The sequence below is a fragment of the Emticicia fontis genome (assembly GCF_054779675.1).
Genome location: NZ_BAAGXU010000037.1, coordinates 93,733 through 113,347, shown reverse-complemented (window position 1 = coordinate 113,347; position 19,615 = coordinate 93,733). Strand labels below are relative to the sequence as shown.

Sequence of the window (19,615 nt, the reverse complement as noted above, 5' to 3'; positions counted from 1 at the left end):
TAAAGGATAAAGTATTCGTTCCTTTGTAAAAATATTCTATTGCTTCCTATGATTAAAAGATTAAAAATCAGATTGAAAGTCATTGCATTAATTGGTGCAACTTCTGCTTTTATTGGCCAGCCAACTTATGCCCAAACCCCCGAACAACTCAAGAAACTAGACCAGTTTATCCAGCAGAATATGGATAAAAACCATATTCCGGGTTTATCTATTGCGATTGTTAATAAAGACCAGATGGTTTTCTCGAAAGGTTATGGAAAAGATGGTACTAACAGAAGCATTATCAGCACTACGCCTTTTGCCATTGCTTCGCTTAGTAAAGCTTTTACGGCTATGGCAGTTATGCAATTGGTTGAAGCCGGAAAAATTAATCTGGATGCCCCTGTAAAACAATATATTCCTTCTTTCAAAATGGCGGATAGCCGTGCCGACCAGATTACTGTCAGACAGTTGCTGAATCAGACAAGTGGTTTATCGGATGTGGTGTATCCTGAGCTGAGTTTTAAGCAACAGCCTGCCTCTACACAAAACACGATTGAGCATCTGAAAGATGTAAAGCTGGATACTAATCCGGGTGAGAAGTTTCATTATCATAATCCGAATTACCATGTCATGGCTCGGCTGGTTGAGGTGGTGAGTCAGGAGAAATTTGCCGATTATCTGCAAAAACATATTTTCTCGCCTTTGCAAATGACCAATACGAGTAGTCATCACAGCACTCTGGAGTTTCAGAGAAAAGTGCCCCAAGGCAATATATTTGTATTTGGCCAGGCTGTAAAAACCAATGAGCCTAACTGGTTTATAGAGGGGTCTGCAGGATTGGTTTCTACCACTTCTGATCTGGCCCGATGGTTGAGATTGTACTTAAATAAGGGAGAGTTTCAGGGGCAACGGATAATCAGCGCACAAGGTGTAGAAACGATGTTTTCGCATCCTGCTAATAGTTCGTATGGATTAGGCTGGTTTGTAGATGGGCAAAAGAACGTTTCGCATAGTGGTGTATTCTGGACATATCAGGCCGAGCAGATGATTCTGACTAAAGAAGGGTATGGGATAGTGATTCTGTTTAATAGTGGTATCAATGCTTTTCAGGATTATCATACTTTTATGCAAGGCGTTAGTAATGTACTCACAAATCAGGAGCCAGAACTACCTTTTATGAATGATGCCTTGTATGAACTATTGATAGCTACTTTTATTATCGTTACGCTTATTCTTACAGTTTTCAGTTTCCGCAACATGAAAATGTGGGTTATTAAGCATCGGCAAAAGCCTTCGTGGGTAGTTATCAGCAAAAATATAGTTCGTCTATTGCCTTTAGTATTGTTGATACTGGCTCCTACTCTACTTACCTTAATTTCTCATAGAGTTTTAAGTTGGGAACGGATTTTCCTGATGGCTCCAAGTGTGATTATCTGGCTGGGTATTGTAGCATTCTGTAATCTGATGGTTGTAATAAGCCGGACTATCAGGCTCAGAAGCAGAGATAATTTCTGACCAAAAAAAGCAAGGGGCAAATATGCCCCTTGCTTTTAAACCATCTAACATTTTTTATCCAAATTATTTCAATTCCCAAACCCTGAAACTTTTCACGGCTACACTCCCATACGAAGATTTTCCTTGTGGCATATCCCTTTTGCCAATTAACAAACCCACATCTCCTTCAGGAGGAAAATTCTCTGATAGTTCAAAACTCCGAACTTCTTCGTTATCAATATAGCAGGTTATTTTTCGGCCATATTTCTTTACTTTCAGGGTACTCGTCTTGTCATCTTTCATTAAATCTTTTACCCAACGGCTACCATTTTCCCGGGAATGGCTCATTCCTTTTGGGGGCATTTCAGTAGTTCGCCAGCCATCGGTTGTTTTTACAAAGTATGCCTGGGAAGGAGTTCTGTTATCGTCTCTAACCAAGGGTAATTCCCATACAATGCCACAAATGCCGGCATTACCAACGTCGCATTGTACTTCTGCGACGAAGTTGCTGAGTTCTTTACCAATGCTAAAATAATACTCACGCTTCCAGTTGCCTAAATGTGCTTTGTATTTGCCGTCTTCATAAAAGAGTCTATCGCTCTCTCTTTCAAAAACAGGTAGTTTTAGCGGTCCTTTGCCATCGCAGGTTTCTTCTATCAGGAGCGGCGCATTTTTCAGACTTTCGTTCTCTTCGGCTTTCAATGCCTTTGCTTTCAGAGAATCGGCTCGCTCTCTGGCTTGTACGGCTTTATAGCGTTCTTTACCTTCCGGTGTTTGCGAATACCAGACGGCAAAGCCCATAAGCCCTATAAAACCCAGAAATATAAAAAGTATCACCTTCAGAAATTTCATTTGACAATTAAATCATGCATCAAAGTAAAGGAGGTGAATTCGTATCTTGTTTAATTGTTTGATACTAAGGCCATTTATTTTTATCTAATGGTTTTCCAAGACGTATACAATGTTTTTTTAAAGAGACGCTCTGCTCGCTATATTAAATTATATATTCTTAACACACTCTATTAGTCTATTTATTTGGTAGTCTATTATTTCTATCTTAATTTGCCGTTGAAATCAGTTTTCTATTCAACACTAAAAAACCTAAGATGAAACCCTATCTATTCATTCTCCTTTCGCTAGGACTTTATACTTGTGCACCTCATACTATACTTCACAATGCTGGTCAAGCCTGGCAGAATACAATTCAGCAGATTCCAGGAAAAATTGAGTGTGAATTTTATAATCAGGGTGGCGAAGGGGTGGCCTATCATGACACTGATGCTATCAACAACGGTAGTGGTAAGCTGAACCCTGCAAATGGCACATTTCTGAACGAATTCAGGATGAAAGAGGGTGTTGATATTTCGTACACAAAGTCTAACGACATTGACAATACGAAGTATAATTTAGTGGTACCGGAGATGAATAAATTTTATGTTGGCTGGACAGAACCCAGCGAATGGATTAAATATTACGTCAATGTAAATGAAACAGGTACTTATACAATCGGCTTGATGTATACGGCTAATGGTGATGGACTTATCTCGTTGGATATGGACGGCAAATCACTGGCTAAAAACCTGAAAGTAGTTTCAACTAACGACCCCAACGAACCTGTAGCCTGGCGCCAGTGGCACCATTGGAATAAAGCAGAATCATTGGCAGAAGTGAAACTAACCAAAGGGGTACATACATTGACCTTGCATACGGTGGAGCATGGCAATATGAACTACGATTACCTCGAATTCAAAAAGAAGTAAGCTGAAGGCTTGGCATAAATAAACTAAATTGTATACAAATGAATCAATATGTAATCATTGCCAGAGATGGTACTGATGAAGCAGCCATTGATCGACGAATGGCTACCCGCCCTATCCACTTAGCGGGTGCAAAAAATCTGAAAGAACATAATCAGTTTGTATTAGGAGGTGCTATTCTCGACGATGACGGGAAAATGGTAGGCTCTGTAATGATTGTTCAGTTTGAGACTGACGAAGAAATGCAGAACTGGTATGATAACGAACCATATATTACGCAGAATGTCTGGCAATCGATTGAAATCAAGCCATTTAGAATAGCAAATGTATAATTATTCTAATATGAGGCATGACATTTTTAATAAATTATTAAGTCGACAAATTCCATTAGCTAGTCTCAATATAATCATTTTATATCTATAAATTCGCAAAATAGGCAATTGTTTTAAACACTTAATCAATGTGAATTTATTGTAAATTTTTTTTTTAATCACTTTTTAATAATTTTACATTCCTAAATTTTTTTGTGTCTTAATTTTTAATAAACAAACAAACTAAACAAACCTACAAAACATGAGAAAACAATTTCTACTTCTCGTCATGCTGGGGATTTTCTTTACTGCGTTGCAGGCTTCTGCACAAGAAAGGACAGTTTCCGGAAAGGTAACGGCTTCAGAAGATGGCTCTCCACTCCCTGGTGTAAGTGTAACGGTAAAAGGAACGAAACAAGGATCGCAGACAGATGCATCCGGTGTTTACAAAATTAGTGTGTCAGGTAATGCTACTTTAATTTTCAGTTTCATTGGTACAGTATCGCAAGAAGTTGCGATAGGCACTCGTACAATTGTTGATGTACAATTGGTTGCTGACAACAAACAATTAAGTGAAGTTGTGGTTGTAGGTTATGGTACACAAAAAAGAAATGAATTTACAGGTGCGGCCTCAACCGTAAAAGCTACTCAGATTGCTGAGCGTCCTGTACAAAGTTTTTCACAAGGTTTAACGGGTCAGGCTGCCGGTGTGGCCATTACACAACCAAACGGTCTATTAAACAACCCTCCTGTTATCCGTGTACGTGGTCTTAGCTCACTTTCTTTGAGCTCTTTCCCATTGGTAGTTGTTGATGGTATACCTATCACCACAGGTGACGTATCAGGTAATGCCGCTACCAACAACCCGCTAGGTGATATTAACCCTGCCGACATTGAGTCAATCGACGTATTGAAAGATGCTGCTTCTGCCGCTATCTACGGTTCGCGTGCTGCTGCAGGTGTATTGTTAATCACTACCAAACGTGGTAAAGCTGGTAAAACCAAAGTTTCTATTGATAGCTGGGCTGGTATCAGCAACGCTGTGCGTCTACCAGATGTATTGAATGCACAACAATACATGGATCACAAAAACATGGCTATTGCTAATGCATTGACTATCAACCCAAATGCAATTGCAGCTTCGCAACGTAACGATAAAAATCAATCATTCTTACCAAACTACGATTCAAAAGGTAATTTAATTGACACTGATTGGTATAAAGAAGTATACCGCACTGGTTTCTCACAAAACCATAATCTGACAGTACAAGGTGGTACTGAGAAAACCAACTACTATTTCTCGGCAGGTTTCTCTGACCAGGATGGTTTCTTGAGAGCTAACAGTTTCCAACGTCGTACAGGTCGTTTAAACTTAGACCACCAGGCTACCAGTTGGTTGAAATTGACAGCAAATATCAATTTCGCTAACAGCATGAACAAATCACCTAACAGTGGTTCGTATACCGGTGGTGCGTTTGCTACTTCAGGTTTAGGGCGTATCGCCGTAGCACAAGTTCCTAACTTGCCTGCTTATAACGAAGATGGTACTTACAATATCGAAAACAACACAGTAGGTCGTAAAAACAACTTATTACCTGCCCAGTTCCCTAACGCGGCTGTATTAAGAGACTTAGATAAAAACACCTCTGAAACTAACCGTATTATTTCGAACTTAGGTGCTGAAATTAAATTGTACGATGGTTTGACTTTCAAAACCACTTATTCGTGGGATTTCAGAACCATTGAAAACATTCGTTTCTGGAACCCATATAATGGTGATGGTCAATCAGCACAAGGTGATGCCTACAACCAACACACACGTTCAGACAACTGGAACTGGATCAATACTTTACAATATGTAAAAACCATTGGTGAAAAACACAATATCTCATTGGTTGCAGGCTCCGACGTACAAAAAAGAAGAAATACTTCATGGGGTGCTCAACGTCAGGGTTTAGCTGACTTCTTCTTCCAGGATTTCCAAGGTAACTTTGGTACAAACCTTGCTGCCGGAAATGGTATCACTCAGGTATCTTATGAGGCTTATTTAGGTAGTATCAGCTATAACTATGCTAATAAATATTTTATCAGTGGTAACTACCGTCGTGATGGAAACTCTGCGCTTTCTTCTGAAAACCGTTGGGGTAATTTCGGTGGGGTATCAGCAGGTTGGACGGTTTCAGAAGAAGAATTCTTCAAAAACCTGGGTCTTGGCAACAAACTTTCTTCATTACGTTTGAAAGCAAGCTGGGGTAAAGTTGGTAACGGTAACGTAAACAATGCTTACGGTTCATACTCTACTTTTGGTTCAGGTCTTTACGGAGCAGCGCCTAGCTTAGCATTCAACCAGGCTGGTAACAGAGATTTGAAATGGGAAACAAGTGAGCAAACAAACATTGGTATGGATGTTAGCTTCCTGAACGACCGTATCACCCTTGAAGCTAACTGGTATAACAAAAATATCAATAACTTGATTTTGGAAGTTCCTCAAGCCCCTTCTAAAGGTATTCCTGATAATAGAATCCTTGCTAACGTTGGTTCAATGTATAACAAAGGTTGGGAGTTTGCTATCACTGCCGTGCCTATTAACAAAGGTGGATTTACGTGGTCAACTAACATTAACTTCTCTACCAACAAAAACCTGGTTACAGCGCTTGTTGATGATAATACACCTATCCTTACTACTACTTCAGGTCTGGAAGCAACAAGTATTACTAAAGTTGGTTACTCTGCAGGACAAGTTTATGGTGTGGTAACACATGGTGTGAACCCTGCTAATGGTCGTCGTATCTTCGTAACACGTGATGGTAAAGAAGTACAATACTTACACTTAGGTGGTGCTAATGCATGGACATTCCTTGATGGAACGCCAACCGTTTCTCCATCATCTCAACAACAAATCTTAGGTGGAACAATCCCGACATGGTATGGTGGTTTCAACAATACCTTGAAATACAAAGGATTTGACTTAGCAATTAACTTTACTTTCTCAGGTGGTAACTATATCTATAATGGTAGCAAAGCCGGTTTAAGAGACCAACGTGTATGGAATAACTCGGTTGACGTATTACGTTCTTGGAAACAAGCGGGTGATGTAACTGATGTTCCAAGAGCAGTATATGGTGATAACGTATCAAACGGTTCATCATTCCTTATCTCTGAAAACCTTGAAAAAGGAGATTTCTTACGTTTACAAACAGCTACATTGGGTTATCGTATCCCGAGTACATTTGGTAAAACAGGCATTACCGGTCTAAGAGTTTATGTTCAGGTGAACAATGCTTTCTTATTAACCAAATATACTGGTGTTGACCCTGAAATCTCGACTAACGGAGATACAAACCTTGCTCCTGGTATTGAGCGTAATACCATTCCTCAAGGAAGACAATTCACAGCTGGTCTTAACCTAAGTTTCTAATTCTTAAATTGACATTGATTTTATGAACATATTAAATAAAAAAGTAGGAATTTTAACCGTGGCTTTAGCCATGAGTCTATCTTCTTGCAAAGAAGACTTCCTGAACGCTGTCCCGGAACTAAGCTTGTCAGATGCAACAGTGTTCTCTACTCCGGCTCGTGTTGAGTCGCAGGTAATTGGTTTGTATGGTTCAATCAAAAATGGTGCGCTTCTGGGCGGTCGTTATTTGATTTACAATGATATCCGTGCAGAAGAATTCGTAAACCGTACTACTAACTCGGTAACAGGTTATTCTACATACCAGGGAAATCAGGATCCATCGGATACATATCTTGCTAACTTCTGGACACAAGGTTACCTGACTATCAACAGAGCTAACTTGTTTTTGGAAGGACTAGCCGCTAACCCTAATGCTGTTAGCACTGCTTTGGCAGGTAACTATGCGGGTGAGGCTAAATTTTTGAGAGCGCTTACTTATTTCTCTCTTGTACAATTCTTTGCGAAACCTTATGCATTAGATAATGGTGCATCTCCGGGTCTTCCGTTAAGATTAAAAGGTGAGGTTACTTCTGCTAATAATAACCTGGCAAGAAGCACAGTAGCTCAGATTTATGATCAAATTCTGAAAGATTTGAACGAGGCAGAAGCGGCATTGCCAGACAATTATACTACGCCATTATTGCGTACAACCAGAGCACACAAAAATACGGCTATCGCTTTGAAAACCCGTGTATTGTTGGCTAAGAGAGATTATGCAGGTGTAATTGCAGAAGCTAACAAACTGGTTTCAGCTACGGCGCCTTTCACTTCTCCAAACAGAGTAGCTCATGCCCTACAAGCTGATGTGGTTTCTGTGTTCAGATCACCGTATACTTCGACAGAATCAATTCTATCATTCCCAATGGCTGATACTAATGCTCCTGGTACTCAAAACCAGTTAGGTTATTATTTTAACGCCGGTAACGTAGAATATTTCATCAATACAGGTCCGACTGGTATTTATTCAAATCCACAGTTCAGAGATTCTGATGATCGTAAATCTAAACTGACAGTACCTACTACATCTGTAGCAGCGTTCCCGTCGAGCACTAAATTCAGTGGTGTTTCTCCATTTACTGACTTTGTACCAAACATTCGCTATGCTGAGGTATTATTGAATCTTGCTGAGGCAGAAGCTGAAGCTGGTAGCCAGACACGTGCATTAGCTTTATTACAAGCAGTTCATGAACGTTCGGATAAAGGTTACGATTTCGGTACACTTGACAAAGCTGGTTTAATAAACGCTATCTTAACTGAAAGACGTATCGAATTATTTGCTGAAGGTTTCAGAACAAACGACATTGTAAGAAGAGCACAACCTATCAACTCTTTCGGTGCAGGTGCTTTGATTCAACCAACAGAAACAAGATATATCTTCGGTATTCCGTTAGCAGAAACGCAAGTTAACCCAGGTATCGGTAACTAATCTAATTCTGTTCTTTCTTATATTTATAATGGGTTGTCTGAGTTTACTCAGCAACCCATTTTTTTTAAAACCCGTCTTATTATGAAAAATACTATGAAACAATTCGAAAAACTATTAATCGTCTTTTGCCTGGCCTATGGTACAGCCAATGCCCAGATAGCCGTATCAAGCGACATCTTAGGTGGTACACCCATGACAGGTCAATCCTACGTAAATGTAAAGGGCTCGCCCTATCTGCTTGAAAACTGGGAGAAAGGAAGTATTACTACGGCTTCTGGTAAAAAATATGAGAATCTGGACCTGAAATTCGATCAGGTGATTAATCAGGTAATCTTTCAGGATATTGATGGAAGTATGAAGGCATTCAGCCAGCCGATTGCAGCTTTTACTATCGGAAAAGATTTAAATGCACATGAATTCTATAGAGGCCCTGATGGCATATTTTATGAAAAACTGGCAGAGGGAAAGATAACGCTCTGGAAAAAGAATCATAAAACCATCATTGATGAAAAACCTTATGGCTCAGCAACCGTACAAAGAAATGTATTGAATAATAATACGTATTATACGGGTGAACTGGTGCAATTGGTCAAGATTAAAAATGATAAAAAATCGGTTCTGGAATTGTTGGCAGACAAGGCCGCCGATGTGGAAGCGTTTATCAAAAAAGAGAAATTGAACACCAAAACCGAAAATGATCTGGTGAGAGTGTTGATGTATTATAATGGTTTGTAAGCAACCTCCGATCTATCTTCTTAAAATGCCTGCTTTATTCACAAGAGCAGGCATTTTACTTTCTCTGTCATTCGTTCTGAAATTGCTCTGCTAGCAGAAAAAGAAATCCTTCTGAAAACGCTTCTGATTTTTAAAGTTTTAGTAATTTGCTCTGTCTTTTTTTGATACAAAGTTTTGTCTGAAAGGCATGGCTATTATCAGAAAAAATGGATCAAATAAGTGACTAAAAGACCTGAACCTACTTTTATATTCAATGAAAAAACTGCTTTGCCTACTTGTATTATTATTAGCGTTTTCAGATAGTTTAGCTCAAACCTCTTGGTGTCATACCACTTCACCTAACCAAAGTGAAAAGGGACTTTTATTGCAGAACATTAAGGCTTTTGAGTCGCAAAGGGCGCGTATGAATGCCGCAGGGATTAAAAACGTTGCTTTAAAAGTGCATCTATTGACTCTAACACCCAATGGATCGGATTTCCCTGAGGCACGCATAAAAGAGATGATTGATACGCTTAATTTCCATTTCATTAATGCAGGAATTCGGTTTTATCAGTGTAATGACGTTAATTATATCGGAGATAATAGTTTTAATAGTTTCAATCCTGTTTATGAAGATTTTTTTTGTAGCCAATATGATGTAAGTAATGCGATTAATCTATATCTCGTCAGAGGATTTGTTGACCCGCAACTTGGAGGTTACGCCAGATTCCCGACAGTAGAAAGAGAAAGTAACCGGATTTTTTGCGCTTATAAAAATCCGGTTGATTTAATCACTAAGATTCTCCCGCATGAAATGGGGCATTATTTTGGTCTATTACATACTTTTGAAGGAGATGGAGAAGAATATGTAACTCGGGGCGAAAACGCCAACTGTTCTTATAAAGGAGACCTTCTTTGCGATACCCCTGCCGACCCTTATACCAGTGTAAAATATGAAATTAAAAACTGTCAATTCATTAGTGATGCCTCAGACCCTAATGGTGAGCCATATACCCCGCAGTTAGGCAATCTTATGTCTTATTATCGCAATTGTGGTAACTTCTTTACTCCCGGACAAATTGCTATTATTAAAACCGGTTTGCTGATGCGCCTTATTCCTAATAGGGATGCACAGAGAGGATACACGCTTAATTGCCAGAGCAATATTACTGAAACCCTGACAACAGGCGACGTTTTTATGAATGGTCAAAAACTTGGGCAATCCTCGAACATTTGCGTTGACACACCTTTTACTGTCACCTTTACTACAAAAGGCAATTTTAATAACGATACTGAATATACTGCCTATATCATTTCGCAAAACAGAGCTTACTCGGCAGAAATCGGGAGAAGTAATACGAAAGAGCTTATTTGTAAAATACCCAAAGAAGCTCCTGCAGGAGACTATTACCGGATAAAAATAGAAGCTTCTAATCCGGATGTCAGCGGAACAGCCTCTGATTTATTCTATCTGGCTATCAAACGACCTGATACCCAGTTAAGTGGAGAATACAATGTTTTTGAGGGAGAAAGCTTAAAAATACCGATAAAGTTTTCAGGAGGTTATATGGAATATCAGTTGGAAAACAGAGCAGAGACATTTAATTTTCAGATTTCAGACGATGCGACTCTGAATTTTTTAATTAACAAAAGCGAGATTATTAAAATCAAACGCAGCTGGAATGAATGTGGCGATGGTATCAATACAGGGCAGGTAAAGGTGAATGTTGTGGCGAAACCTTTGGCTAAAACGTTCAAGCTCGAAAACCTGTCTGAAAATTATATCTGTCAGGGCAAATCTATGCTGATTAATATAAATGCCGATGGCTCTTTTGAAAAAGACAATAGTTTTAGAGTCAGACTATCAGATAATAAAGGAGAGAATTTTGAAGATATTGTTGTTGAAAACAACGGGCAAAATTTGTTAGGCGTAAAAATTCCCGATAACCTTCCCGTAGGTAATGGTTACAAGTTAAAAGTTATTTCTACCAAGCCTGCCATTGAAATAACTACCGTCAATCTCTCAGTTTATCCAAAGACTCTGGCTATGCTAAGCGGTGATACCAGTATTGTCAGTGGCCAACAAGTGTCACTGCCTATTCGCTTTGAAGGAAGGCCACCGTTTTCGTTCCAGACTTCGGAAGGAGAGACATTTACAGTAACTGATAATGGTTTCAAATGGCTGGTTAGCCCTACTGAAAACAAGTATTTCTCTTTAAAATCAATTAATAATATTTGCGGTAATGGAGAAGTACAAGGCAATGTTTTGGTCAAAGTTAATCATCAGATAAAAACAGCTTTACTTAAATTTTCTTCTGTTTGTGCCGGTAGCCAGATAAGTGTTCCTTTTGATGTAGAGGGTAAGGCTTTAACAGCAGACCAATTACTTGTTCAGCTCTCTGATAGACAAGGGGAAAATTATGCAACCATTAATAGTTATGGCAATACTAGTCCTTTAACGGCCATTATTCCTGAAAATACTGAAGAAGGCGGAAATTATCACTTACGAGTTATCAGTAAAGATGGGCTTTATATCGGCAATGAGTCGAACGGATTTGAGGTCAGAACGAAACCTACTGCCCAAATGAGCGAAGCTATTTTTGGTAATAAAGGGGATACACGCCCCTTGACAGCCAAATTTACTGGCGGTGGCCCCTGGGCTTTCTCAGTCAATACAGGTGATGAACTGGTAGATTATACTGCTCAGCAATCTCCGTATGCTATTCCGTTAGTGCTTACTAAAAACAGCATTTATCAGCTACAATCGGTGAGCAATGCTTGTGGTACAGGAAAAATATACGGGCAAACTATAGTCAATGTCCGGGAACAGACAGTGCCTTACTGTATTCCGACAGTATTTGCCAGAGGTTCGCTTGGTCAGATTTCCCGTTTCCGTTTAACAGATGCGGCAGGCAAAATACTTATCAGTAATTTCGAGCTTAAAACAGGAAAAGATTTTTATACTGATAATACCGACATGGTAGCTTATGTGAAGCCGGGCAGTTCTTATAATTTTGATATTATGGCGAGCGACTTTGGCATAGAAGAAGAGAAGGGAGACAATTACTCTGTTTTTATTCTGATGTGGATAGATTATAATCAGAATGGCGTATTTGAAAAAGAAGAAAGTATAATTAAAAATGCTTCTGACTTATACAGAGGCACTTTTACTATTCCCAAAGATGCAAAAAAAGGCTTGACCCGTATCAGAGTAAGAGCTACGGGCTCATTTCTTGATCTGGAAGAAATCATAAATGATGCGTGCGCAAAATCTTCGCTAGGAGGCGAAACAGAAGACTATACCCTGTATATTACTGATAGTACTCCTGCATATTCTATCGAGATGGATTTTACAGCTGCGGCCTTATGTAAAACCAAACAGTATACAATTCCTTTTTCGTATACCGGAGAATTCTCTGATAGCAATATTTTCAGAGCGGCTTTATACAATGGATTCGGGCAGTTTATAACTTATGTTGGCGAAAGCAAAACAAGCCCGGTAACCGTTAAATTTCCGGATGATCTTCCTATAGGGCATGGCTATAAACTAAAAATGATTGCTTCTGATTTTCAGTATGAAGGCTTTTTCACCAAGGCTTTCAGAATCAATTCTATTCCAACCGCCACTATCAGCGGCAATCAGAAGGCCTATGTTGGCGAACCAGTTTTTATTAATGTGAATCTGGATGGCGGAGGGGGTTGGCAATATTCAGCGGGTAATGGGGGCGTTTTAACCATTGGTTACTTACCTAATAAAATGAATGTCGAACTCTATGCTTTTCCTTCCTCCCCTCCCAAACCAGGGGTTTATAATGTTCAGTTAGAATATGTTTATAATGAGGCCTGCTATGAAGGAACCAGTGCCGGCAGTGCCCGAATAGAAATTCTTGAGGTAGACAAATCTCCTCGTGTCTATCGCGTATTTTCAGACCTTCAGGATATGGTATATCAACAATGCAGGCCTACCGAAAAAACGGTTACCTTTCTTACAGGTGGTGAGTTTGGTAAAGATAATTTTTTTACCTGCCATTTGATTGGACCTGATGATAAGTTTGTAGCAGCCATTGGCTATTCGAAAACGACGAAAATGCTGATAAATATTCCAAAAAATATTGATGGATATGGCTATAAACTGAAGATTGTTTCATCCGATCCTTATAGAGAAAGTTTATTATCTCTGCCGTTTACTATTGCACCAATTGCCAAGGCAAGATTATCAGGCTATAGTGAAATCTTGCCGGGAGAACAAGGAACCCTTCACTTAGATCTGATAGGAGAAGCGCCCTGGCAACTGAATTTATCGGATGGCAACACTATTACGACAAACATACCTACTCAGGAATTAAAGGTATCTCCGCCGAAAACCGAAACTTATTCAATTGTCAGTGTGAAAGACCGATCTTGCCCAGGAGAAGCCAGTGGCACAGCTACTGTTAAGGTATTGAAAAGGGCTTCTGCTATTTTAGTAAAGAAAGTACCAGATATTTGTGTAGGCGCTAATATGAATATTGGGTTTCATGCCAATGGTGCCTTTAGAGAGGGGAATACTTTCAGGTTATTATTAACTGATAAAAACAATACTATCTCCAAAGAAATAGATAGTAAGGCCATCAATGATTCCACCGTTTATCTTCGTATTCCTTCTGATGTGCCATCTGGTAATGGCTATAATCTGAGAGTAATATCAACCAACCCTTATATCGAAAGCGATACCAGTTATGCTTTCAATTTAAAACCATTGAGCCAGGCAATTATCAGTAGTGAGTTCAAATCAGTTTCTGAAAACGCTTCTGTTAAGCTAAGAGTTGATTTTACAGGAGAAGGCCCTTTTACCATTGAATTATCTGATGGCACTCAGTATAAAAATATTATTCAGAATCCTTATTTCATTACTATCAAGGCAACGACGGGTATTAATAGATATACCCTAAAAAATGTTATAAGCAGTTGTGGACAAGGCAAGGTAGCAGGAGAAGTAAATCTGAATGTAATTCTTTCACCAACTATTACTACAGGTCTTGTAAATGGGGCAGTTTGTGCGGGTACGCAGGTACATATACCTTTCATTGTCAGCAATACAGGATTTCAGCATGATAATGTTTTCAGGATAGAGATTTCTGATAAAAGCGGTACTGATTTTAAAGAAATAAAATCTTTGAACAAAGGCGATAGTCTTTTTGCTCAGATAGAAAAAGATACGCCAGGGGGCATATACAAAGTACGGGTAGTGAGTACCAATCCAGTTGTTGTTGGGTCTAATTCTGACCTTATGATTAAAATGTTGCCTAAAGCTACAATTATGGGCGGTAGTAAGGTATATGCAGGAGAATCTGCCAGATATTTCCTTACATTTTCAGGAGATTCTCCCTGGACGGTCAGGTTATCTAATGGTACAGAATTAACCAATATAACAGCCGATTCAATTGTAGTTACTTATTTACCCCGACAATCAGAGACACTCACCATAACCTCTATAAAGAATGGCTGTGGAGAAGGGAATTTCTCAGGGAAGGCCGTTTTCGAAATTATCTCTATACTTGATAAAGAGGAGCACCAACCACTTGAAGCAATCGAAAATCTGGTGCGGGTATATCCTGTTCCTTTTGAACGAACAATCAACTTGTCTATTGATGCTTTGTTACTCAAACAACCTGCTGTACTTTCTGTCTCAGATATACTTGGGAGAAATCTTATTAAGCAGACTATCACTCAAGCACAAAGTCTTATTGATTTCAACTTATATCCGAGCGGTATTTACTTTTTAAAGATTTCAACCGAACATAAACAGTTTTTACGAAAAATAATTAAAAACTAATTTTTACGCCTAAACATATGAAAAACCATTGATTTTGATGTTTATTCAGGATTGTTTATGTTGGCGTGCATCTATTGATGTTTCGGTTCTGGAACTGTTTAAGACCTTGAGTTGTTCCTTTATCTCCTGTTCTGTAACGTCTGTTAAGCAGGTTAGATTTCGCTAAATTGTCAAGAGCAAAACCTTCATTATAAGGTAAATAAATCTATTCTGATAAAATGATTTCGCACGAAAAGGCGTTAGAGGAATGGTATTGATGTATTATTAACCAAACGCATGCTTTAAAATTAAGATTTTAACCTATAAAAATCGCTTCTGGCGGCTACCCTGGTCAGGATACTTATGCTTAAACGTGCACTAATTATTACATATGTTCAAATCTTATCAGCTGATTTCCTTTATGGTTATCCTTGGTGTGGCACTATCTTCGGCTCGCACAATTAATTCAAAAAATGTTAATCACGAAAACAACTTGCACAAGAATGCAGTTACTACTAATATCAGTGCTGTAGAGACGCTCTATAATGATTGTCAACTGACTGGTATTGTTGATTTTGCGGCCTTTCAGGAGTCAATGGCTGGCTATGAGAAATATCATCCGTCGAAATCAATCGTTACGATTGTTGATTTTAATCTACCATCTACACAAGAAAGATTTTTTGTAATAGATGTAGCTCAGAAAAAACTGTTGTTTTCTTCGCTGGTAGCACACGGGCGTAATTCGGGCGACAATATGGCGACTGCGTTCTCGAACGAAATGGAATCTCATAAAAGTAGTCTGGGGTTTTATAAAGTTGGACAAATCATTCAAAGCCCGAAACATGGCATGGCTTTATTGCTGGCTGGTTTGCAGAAAGGCATCAATGATAATGCCCGTAGCCGTGAGATTATCATTCACGGAGCCGACTATGTAAGCACCAGTTTTGTGAAACAACATGGCAGATTAGGCCGTAGCTATGGTTGCCCGGCGCTGCCCAACGAACTGATACCGCAAGTTGTTCCTGTCATTGCTAATGGCAGTTTATTATATATCCACAAAGAAAATTCACCCATAGCCTATGCTAAAAGGTAAACAGGTTGCTGTATTATTCTGTATTATTTTAACTGTTGTTGTAAGTGTAAGCAGTTGTAAAAAAGGTAAAAAACGTAGAAGCCTACTGCCTGATTCGAGTATCTATTCGTCAAAGAATTTTACTGACATCATGCTGGACAGTAATGTGGTTAATAATTTCCTCAGAACTGTTTCGACAGAAGATACGGTCAGGGAAGAGGTGAAAGAGTTTTATGCCCGCCGCACCTATCAGTCGGCCTGGTTTAGTAAAAATGGGTTGAATAATGCCGCCCAGAACTTCCATAGCCAGCTAAAAAATTATACTTATGATTTTGCCGACAGCAGTTTTCAGAATGTAGAATTAGACAACCTGCTTGCCAGCGCCGAAAGCGACGAGAAAGATTTCATGGATCGCAAGGCTGAGGTACAACGCCTGGAGCTTTTGCTCACAACCACTTTCTTTAATTACGCCATCAAGGCTTATGGTGGTATTACCAAGAATCCGCTCGATTTAGAGTGGTTTATTCCTCGCAAAAAGAAAAACTATCAATTACTACTTGACTCACTGGTTTCACTCAATAATGGTGAAAAGGTAAGAGAACCTGTCAATCTCTATTATATCCGCCTGAAAGAAAAATTACGTATTTACCGGAATATTGAGCGGAAAGGTGGTTGGCCGAAGGTAATTACTACTAAAAAGCAATTAGCAACCGGAGATAGAGATTCGAGTATACTGGCAGCTAAACAGATGCTGTTTATGACTGGTGATTTCAGGCTACAGGATACCAGCATGACGTTTACTGATTCACTGAAAAACGCAGTTGTTCGTTTTCAACGAAGAATGGGTTTGAAAGATAGTGGCAAGATGGATGCAGCTACGCTTAAAGAACTCAATCAGCCGATTGGTTATCGTATTCAGCAGATTATGTTGAATATGGAGCGATTGAGATGGGTGCCTGAAGAACTGGAAAAAGATCATTTACTGGTTAATATTCCTGAATATATGCTGCACGTATTTGAAAACGGCAAGCAGGTATGGGCGATGAATGTGGTAGTAGGTAAAACGGCTTCGCAGACTACTATTTTTAAGGGAAATCTCTCTACAATTGTGTTGAATCCTTACTGGAATATTCCGCAGAGTATTATTCGCAATGAAATATTGCCGCAACTGAAACGTGGAACTGGTTATTTGGATCGGAATAATATGGAAGTGCTGTCGGGCAATAAGGTTATTAATCCATCAAGTGTAGATTGGGGAGCTTATACCAAAAATGTACCTTATATCATCCGTCAAAAACCCGGCAATAAGAATTCATTAGGTAAAATGAAGTTTTTGTTTCCGAACAGCTATAATATTTACCTGCATGATACCCCATCTAAAGGGCATTTTGGTGATTCGAAACGCGCATTTAGTCATGGCTGTATCCGTCTGTCAGACCCTAAAAGACTGGCTTTTTATTTGTTGAGGAATAATACTGAATGGACTCAGGACAAAATAAATGAAGTACTCGAAACCGAGAAAGAAACAGGTATTAAGGTAAGCCCTGCTATACCAGTCTATATCGTTTATTTTACAAGCTGGGTTGATAATACCGGACAAATTAATTTCAGGAATGATTTGTATGGATTGGATGCCAAGCTTTCGGCTGAGATATTTGGGGAGTGATAATCATAAATAAGCAAGCCCTGAAACCGAGTTCCAAGGCTTGCTTATTCCTACATATCCGAAATGCTCACATTATACTAATTCAAAAATTCTTTATCTCTTTCATCATTTACCGGAGAGTTTTCACGGATTTCGTTATATCCTCTGTTGTCAGTAATATTCTGATCTTCGGATTTTCTGATGCTTTCCTCACGACCTTCACGGGCTTCTCTCAAATCAGCTTCTTTTTCTTTTATTTTCTCCTGCCTCTCTTCTTCTTCTTTTTGTTGAATCTCCTGCGCTTCTTCGCCTTTTTCTTCTCTGTCATCTTCGTTGCCTACTGATGCTGAAGAACTTATTGACGAACCATAAAATTTAGGTTGCTCTACGCGTGGGAATCCTTGCTTGCCCGGATAATTGATTTCGTCCGGCGATTGGTCAGGGATAATATCCGGCGCAGTTGGCGGGTTAAGCTCATCTCTCAATGGTGGACTATCCGAGCCCTCACCTCTATCGTCTTTGTCAGCTATACGCTTATTAATCGCATCTTGCTCATTCTCGGCAGTACGTTCCTGCTCTAAAGCTGGGCCATCCCAGGTTTTTTCCGTTTGTGAATTATTTGGTTCAATTGCCTCGTTGTCACTTTGACTATAGAAGCTAGTATCCTGATCTTTCATAATTGTGTGTCTGTTTTGTGTGGTAGAAAGTAAAAATACCGTACCACACAGTAATCTGGCAGAATGATGAGAAAGAAGATACTCATTTTGTGGAGTAAGGAAAAGAAGAGTGGAAAATGGAGAAAGGAAGAAGGTTAATGTGGATGGGAAAATGGGATTAGGAGAGAGTGAGTGGTTTGGGTTTCTGTGTAGCTGGTTTGTGGTTTTGTGCTGATTAGATAAAAAACAACATTTAAATAATCTAATTAAAACCTGCTTAGTTTATAAACTTTCCTTTTCGGAATGGTGGTTAGATTGGTCGATTTAAAAGAATAGGAAGTCTATTTTATTAATAGATTATTTGTCGGAGAGCGAAATAATTCGTAATATTCTGACTCTTTTTATATTTAAAAGCCAATTTTTGAACGTCTATTTAACCTTCATTTATTTATGAAAACTTTATTCGCTTCTCTTTGTTTTTGTTGTGTTTTGAGTTTCTCTGTGCTGGCACAAACGCCGACTTTATCACAAGCCTGGGAAACAGATACTACACTGACAACACCGGAATCGGTACTATATGATGCCAAAAACAATGTATTGTATGTATCATGTATCAATGGAAAGTCAGTACCTGAAAATCAGGAAAGCTTTGTGGCTAAATTAGGCTTAGATGGCAAGATTCAGCAAAGAATCATGGTGCCTGGGTTGAATGCTATTAAAGGCATGGGTATTATCGGCAATAAATTGTATACAGCAAGCTTTTTTGCTGTGAATGAAATTGACCTGGCTACCGGAAAAGTAGTGAATAACTATACTGTACCAGATGCTAAAATGCTGAATGATATTACAATTGACGAGAAAAACAAGACACTTTACGTAACCGATATGCGTGCCAATAGCGTATGGAAACTGCAGAATGGCAAATTAGAGAAGATTCTGGAAGGTGGTTTATTGAAAAACCCTAATGGTCTGTTTTATGACAATGGTAAATTATTGATTGGTAACGGCGAGGGTATTCTTTACTCATACGATACTAAAACCAAAGACCTGAGCAAATTTGCCGAAGGAATGGGAACAGAGAAAAGCGGAATTGACGGGATTGAGTCAGACGGTAAAAAAGGCTATTTTGTGAGCGAGTGGAGAGGCAGAATCTGGCACGTAACACCTGATGGCAAACCAAGTCTTTTACTGGATACTATCGACAAACCAATGAATACAGCAGATTTTGAATATATACCAAGCAAAAAAATGCTTTTTGTGCCTACTTTCCTGAAAAACAAAGTAGTGGCTTATAAAGTGAATTAACC

General features: G+C 39.1%; 12 protein-coding genes. 10 read left to right on the top strand and 2 right to left on the bottom strand.

Annotated elements, in window-relative coordinates; genetic code table 11:
- Positions 1–48: 48 nt before the first annotated feature.
- Positions 49–1,497 carry a serine hydrolase domain-containing protein gene (locus ACYVFA_RS16275; RefSeq protein WP_460472904.1) on the top strand — a complete coding sequence of 483 codons (1,449 nt, stop codon included), beginning with the start codon at positions 49–51 and terminating at the stop codon, positions 1,495–1,497.
- A gap of 63 nt (positions 1,498–1,560) precedes the next feature.
- Here ACYVFA_RS16275 and ACYVFA_RS16270 read toward each other — a convergent pair whose 3' ends face one another.
- Positions 1,561–2,328: a hypothetical protein gene (locus ACYVFA_RS16270; protein WP_460472903.1), complete on the bottom strand. Its 768-nt coding sequence runs from the start codon at positions 2,326–2,328 to the stop codon at positions 1,561–1,563.
- 254 nt (positions 2,329–2,582) lie between these two features.
- On the opposite strand from ACYVFA_RS16270, the gene ACYVFA_RS16265 reads away from it, so the two are divergent.
- The 8 genes from ACYVFA_RS16265 (at position 2,583) to ACYVFA_RS16230 (ending at position 17,673) form a co-directional block, all read left to right on the top strand.
- Entirely contained in the window at positions 2,583–3,236 is a 654-nt protein-coding gene (locus ACYVFA_RS16265; protein ID WP_460472902.1) for a carbohydrate-binding protein, read from the top strand.
- Between the two features lie 38 nt (positions 3,237–3,274).
- Complete coding sequence (locus ACYVFA_RS16260) at positions 3,275–3,565, top strand: YciI family protein (RefSeq protein ID WP_460472901.1); 291 nt, start codon at positions 3,275–3,277, stop codon at positions 3,563–3,565.
- A gap of 241 nt (positions 3,566–3,806) precedes the next feature.
- Positions 3,807–6,962, top strand: a complete 3,156-nt coding sequence (locus tag ACYVFA_RS16255) for a SusC/RagA family TonB-linked outer membrane protein (protein WP_460472900.1) — start codon at positions 3,807–3,809, stop codon at positions 6,960–6,962.
- Positions 6,963–6,984: 22 nt separating this feature from the next.
- Positions 6,985–8,427: a RagB/SusD family nutrient uptake outer membrane protein gene (locus tag ACYVFA_RS16250; RefSeq protein ID WP_460472899.1), complete on the top strand. Its 1,443-nt coding sequence runs from the start codon at positions 6,985–6,987 to the stop codon at positions 8,425–8,427.
- Between the two features lie 81 nt (positions 8,428–8,508).
- The gene (locus tag ACYVFA_RS16245; protein WP_460472898.1) at positions 8,509–9,162 is read left to right on the top strand and encodes a hypothetical protein; all 654 of its coding nucleotides are present in this window, start codon (positions 8,509–8,511) and stop codon (positions 9,160–9,162) included.
- A gap of 253 nt (positions 9,163–9,415) precedes the next feature.
- Positions 9,416–14,956 carry a zinc-dependent metalloprotease gene (locus ACYVFA_RS16240; RefSeq protein ID WP_460472897.1) on the top strand — a complete coding sequence of 1,847 codons (5,541 nt, stop codon included), beginning with the start codon at positions 9,416–9,418 and terminating at the stop codon, positions 14,954–14,956.
- A 370-nt stretch (positions 14,957–15,326) separates the two neighbouring features.
- Positions 15,327–16,028 (top strand): murein L,D-transpeptidase catalytic domain family protein, encoded by a 702-nt coding sequence (locus ACYVFA_RS16235; RefSeq protein WP_460472896.1) that lies wholly within the window; start codon positions 15,327–15,329, stop codon positions 16,026–16,028.
- Positions 16,015–17,673, top strand: a complete 1,659-nt coding sequence (locus ACYVFA_RS16230; protein ID WP_460472895.1) for a L,D-transpeptidase family protein — start codon at positions 16,015–16,017, stop codon at positions 17,671–17,673. The genes ACYVFA_RS16235 and ACYVFA_RS16230 overlap by 14 nt, the downstream gene beginning before the upstream one ends.
- Positions 17,674–17,750: 77 nt before the next feature.
- Here ACYVFA_RS16230 and ACYVFA_RS16225 read toward each other — a convergent pair whose 3' ends face one another.
- Entirely contained in the window at positions 17,751–18,329 is a 579-nt protein-coding gene (locus tag ACYVFA_RS16225; RefSeq protein ID WP_460472894.1) for a hypothetical protein, read from the bottom strand.
- Positions 18,330–18,758: 429 nt separating this feature from the next.
- Here ACYVFA_RS16225 and ACYVFA_RS16220 point away from each other — a divergent pair, with 429 nt between their 5' ends.
- Entirely contained in the window at positions 18,759–19,613 is an 855-nt protein-coding gene (locus tag ACYVFA_RS16220; RefSeq protein WP_460472893.1) for an SMP-30/gluconolactonase/LRE family protein, read from the top strand.
- Positions 19,614–19,615 lie beyond the last annotated feature (2 nt).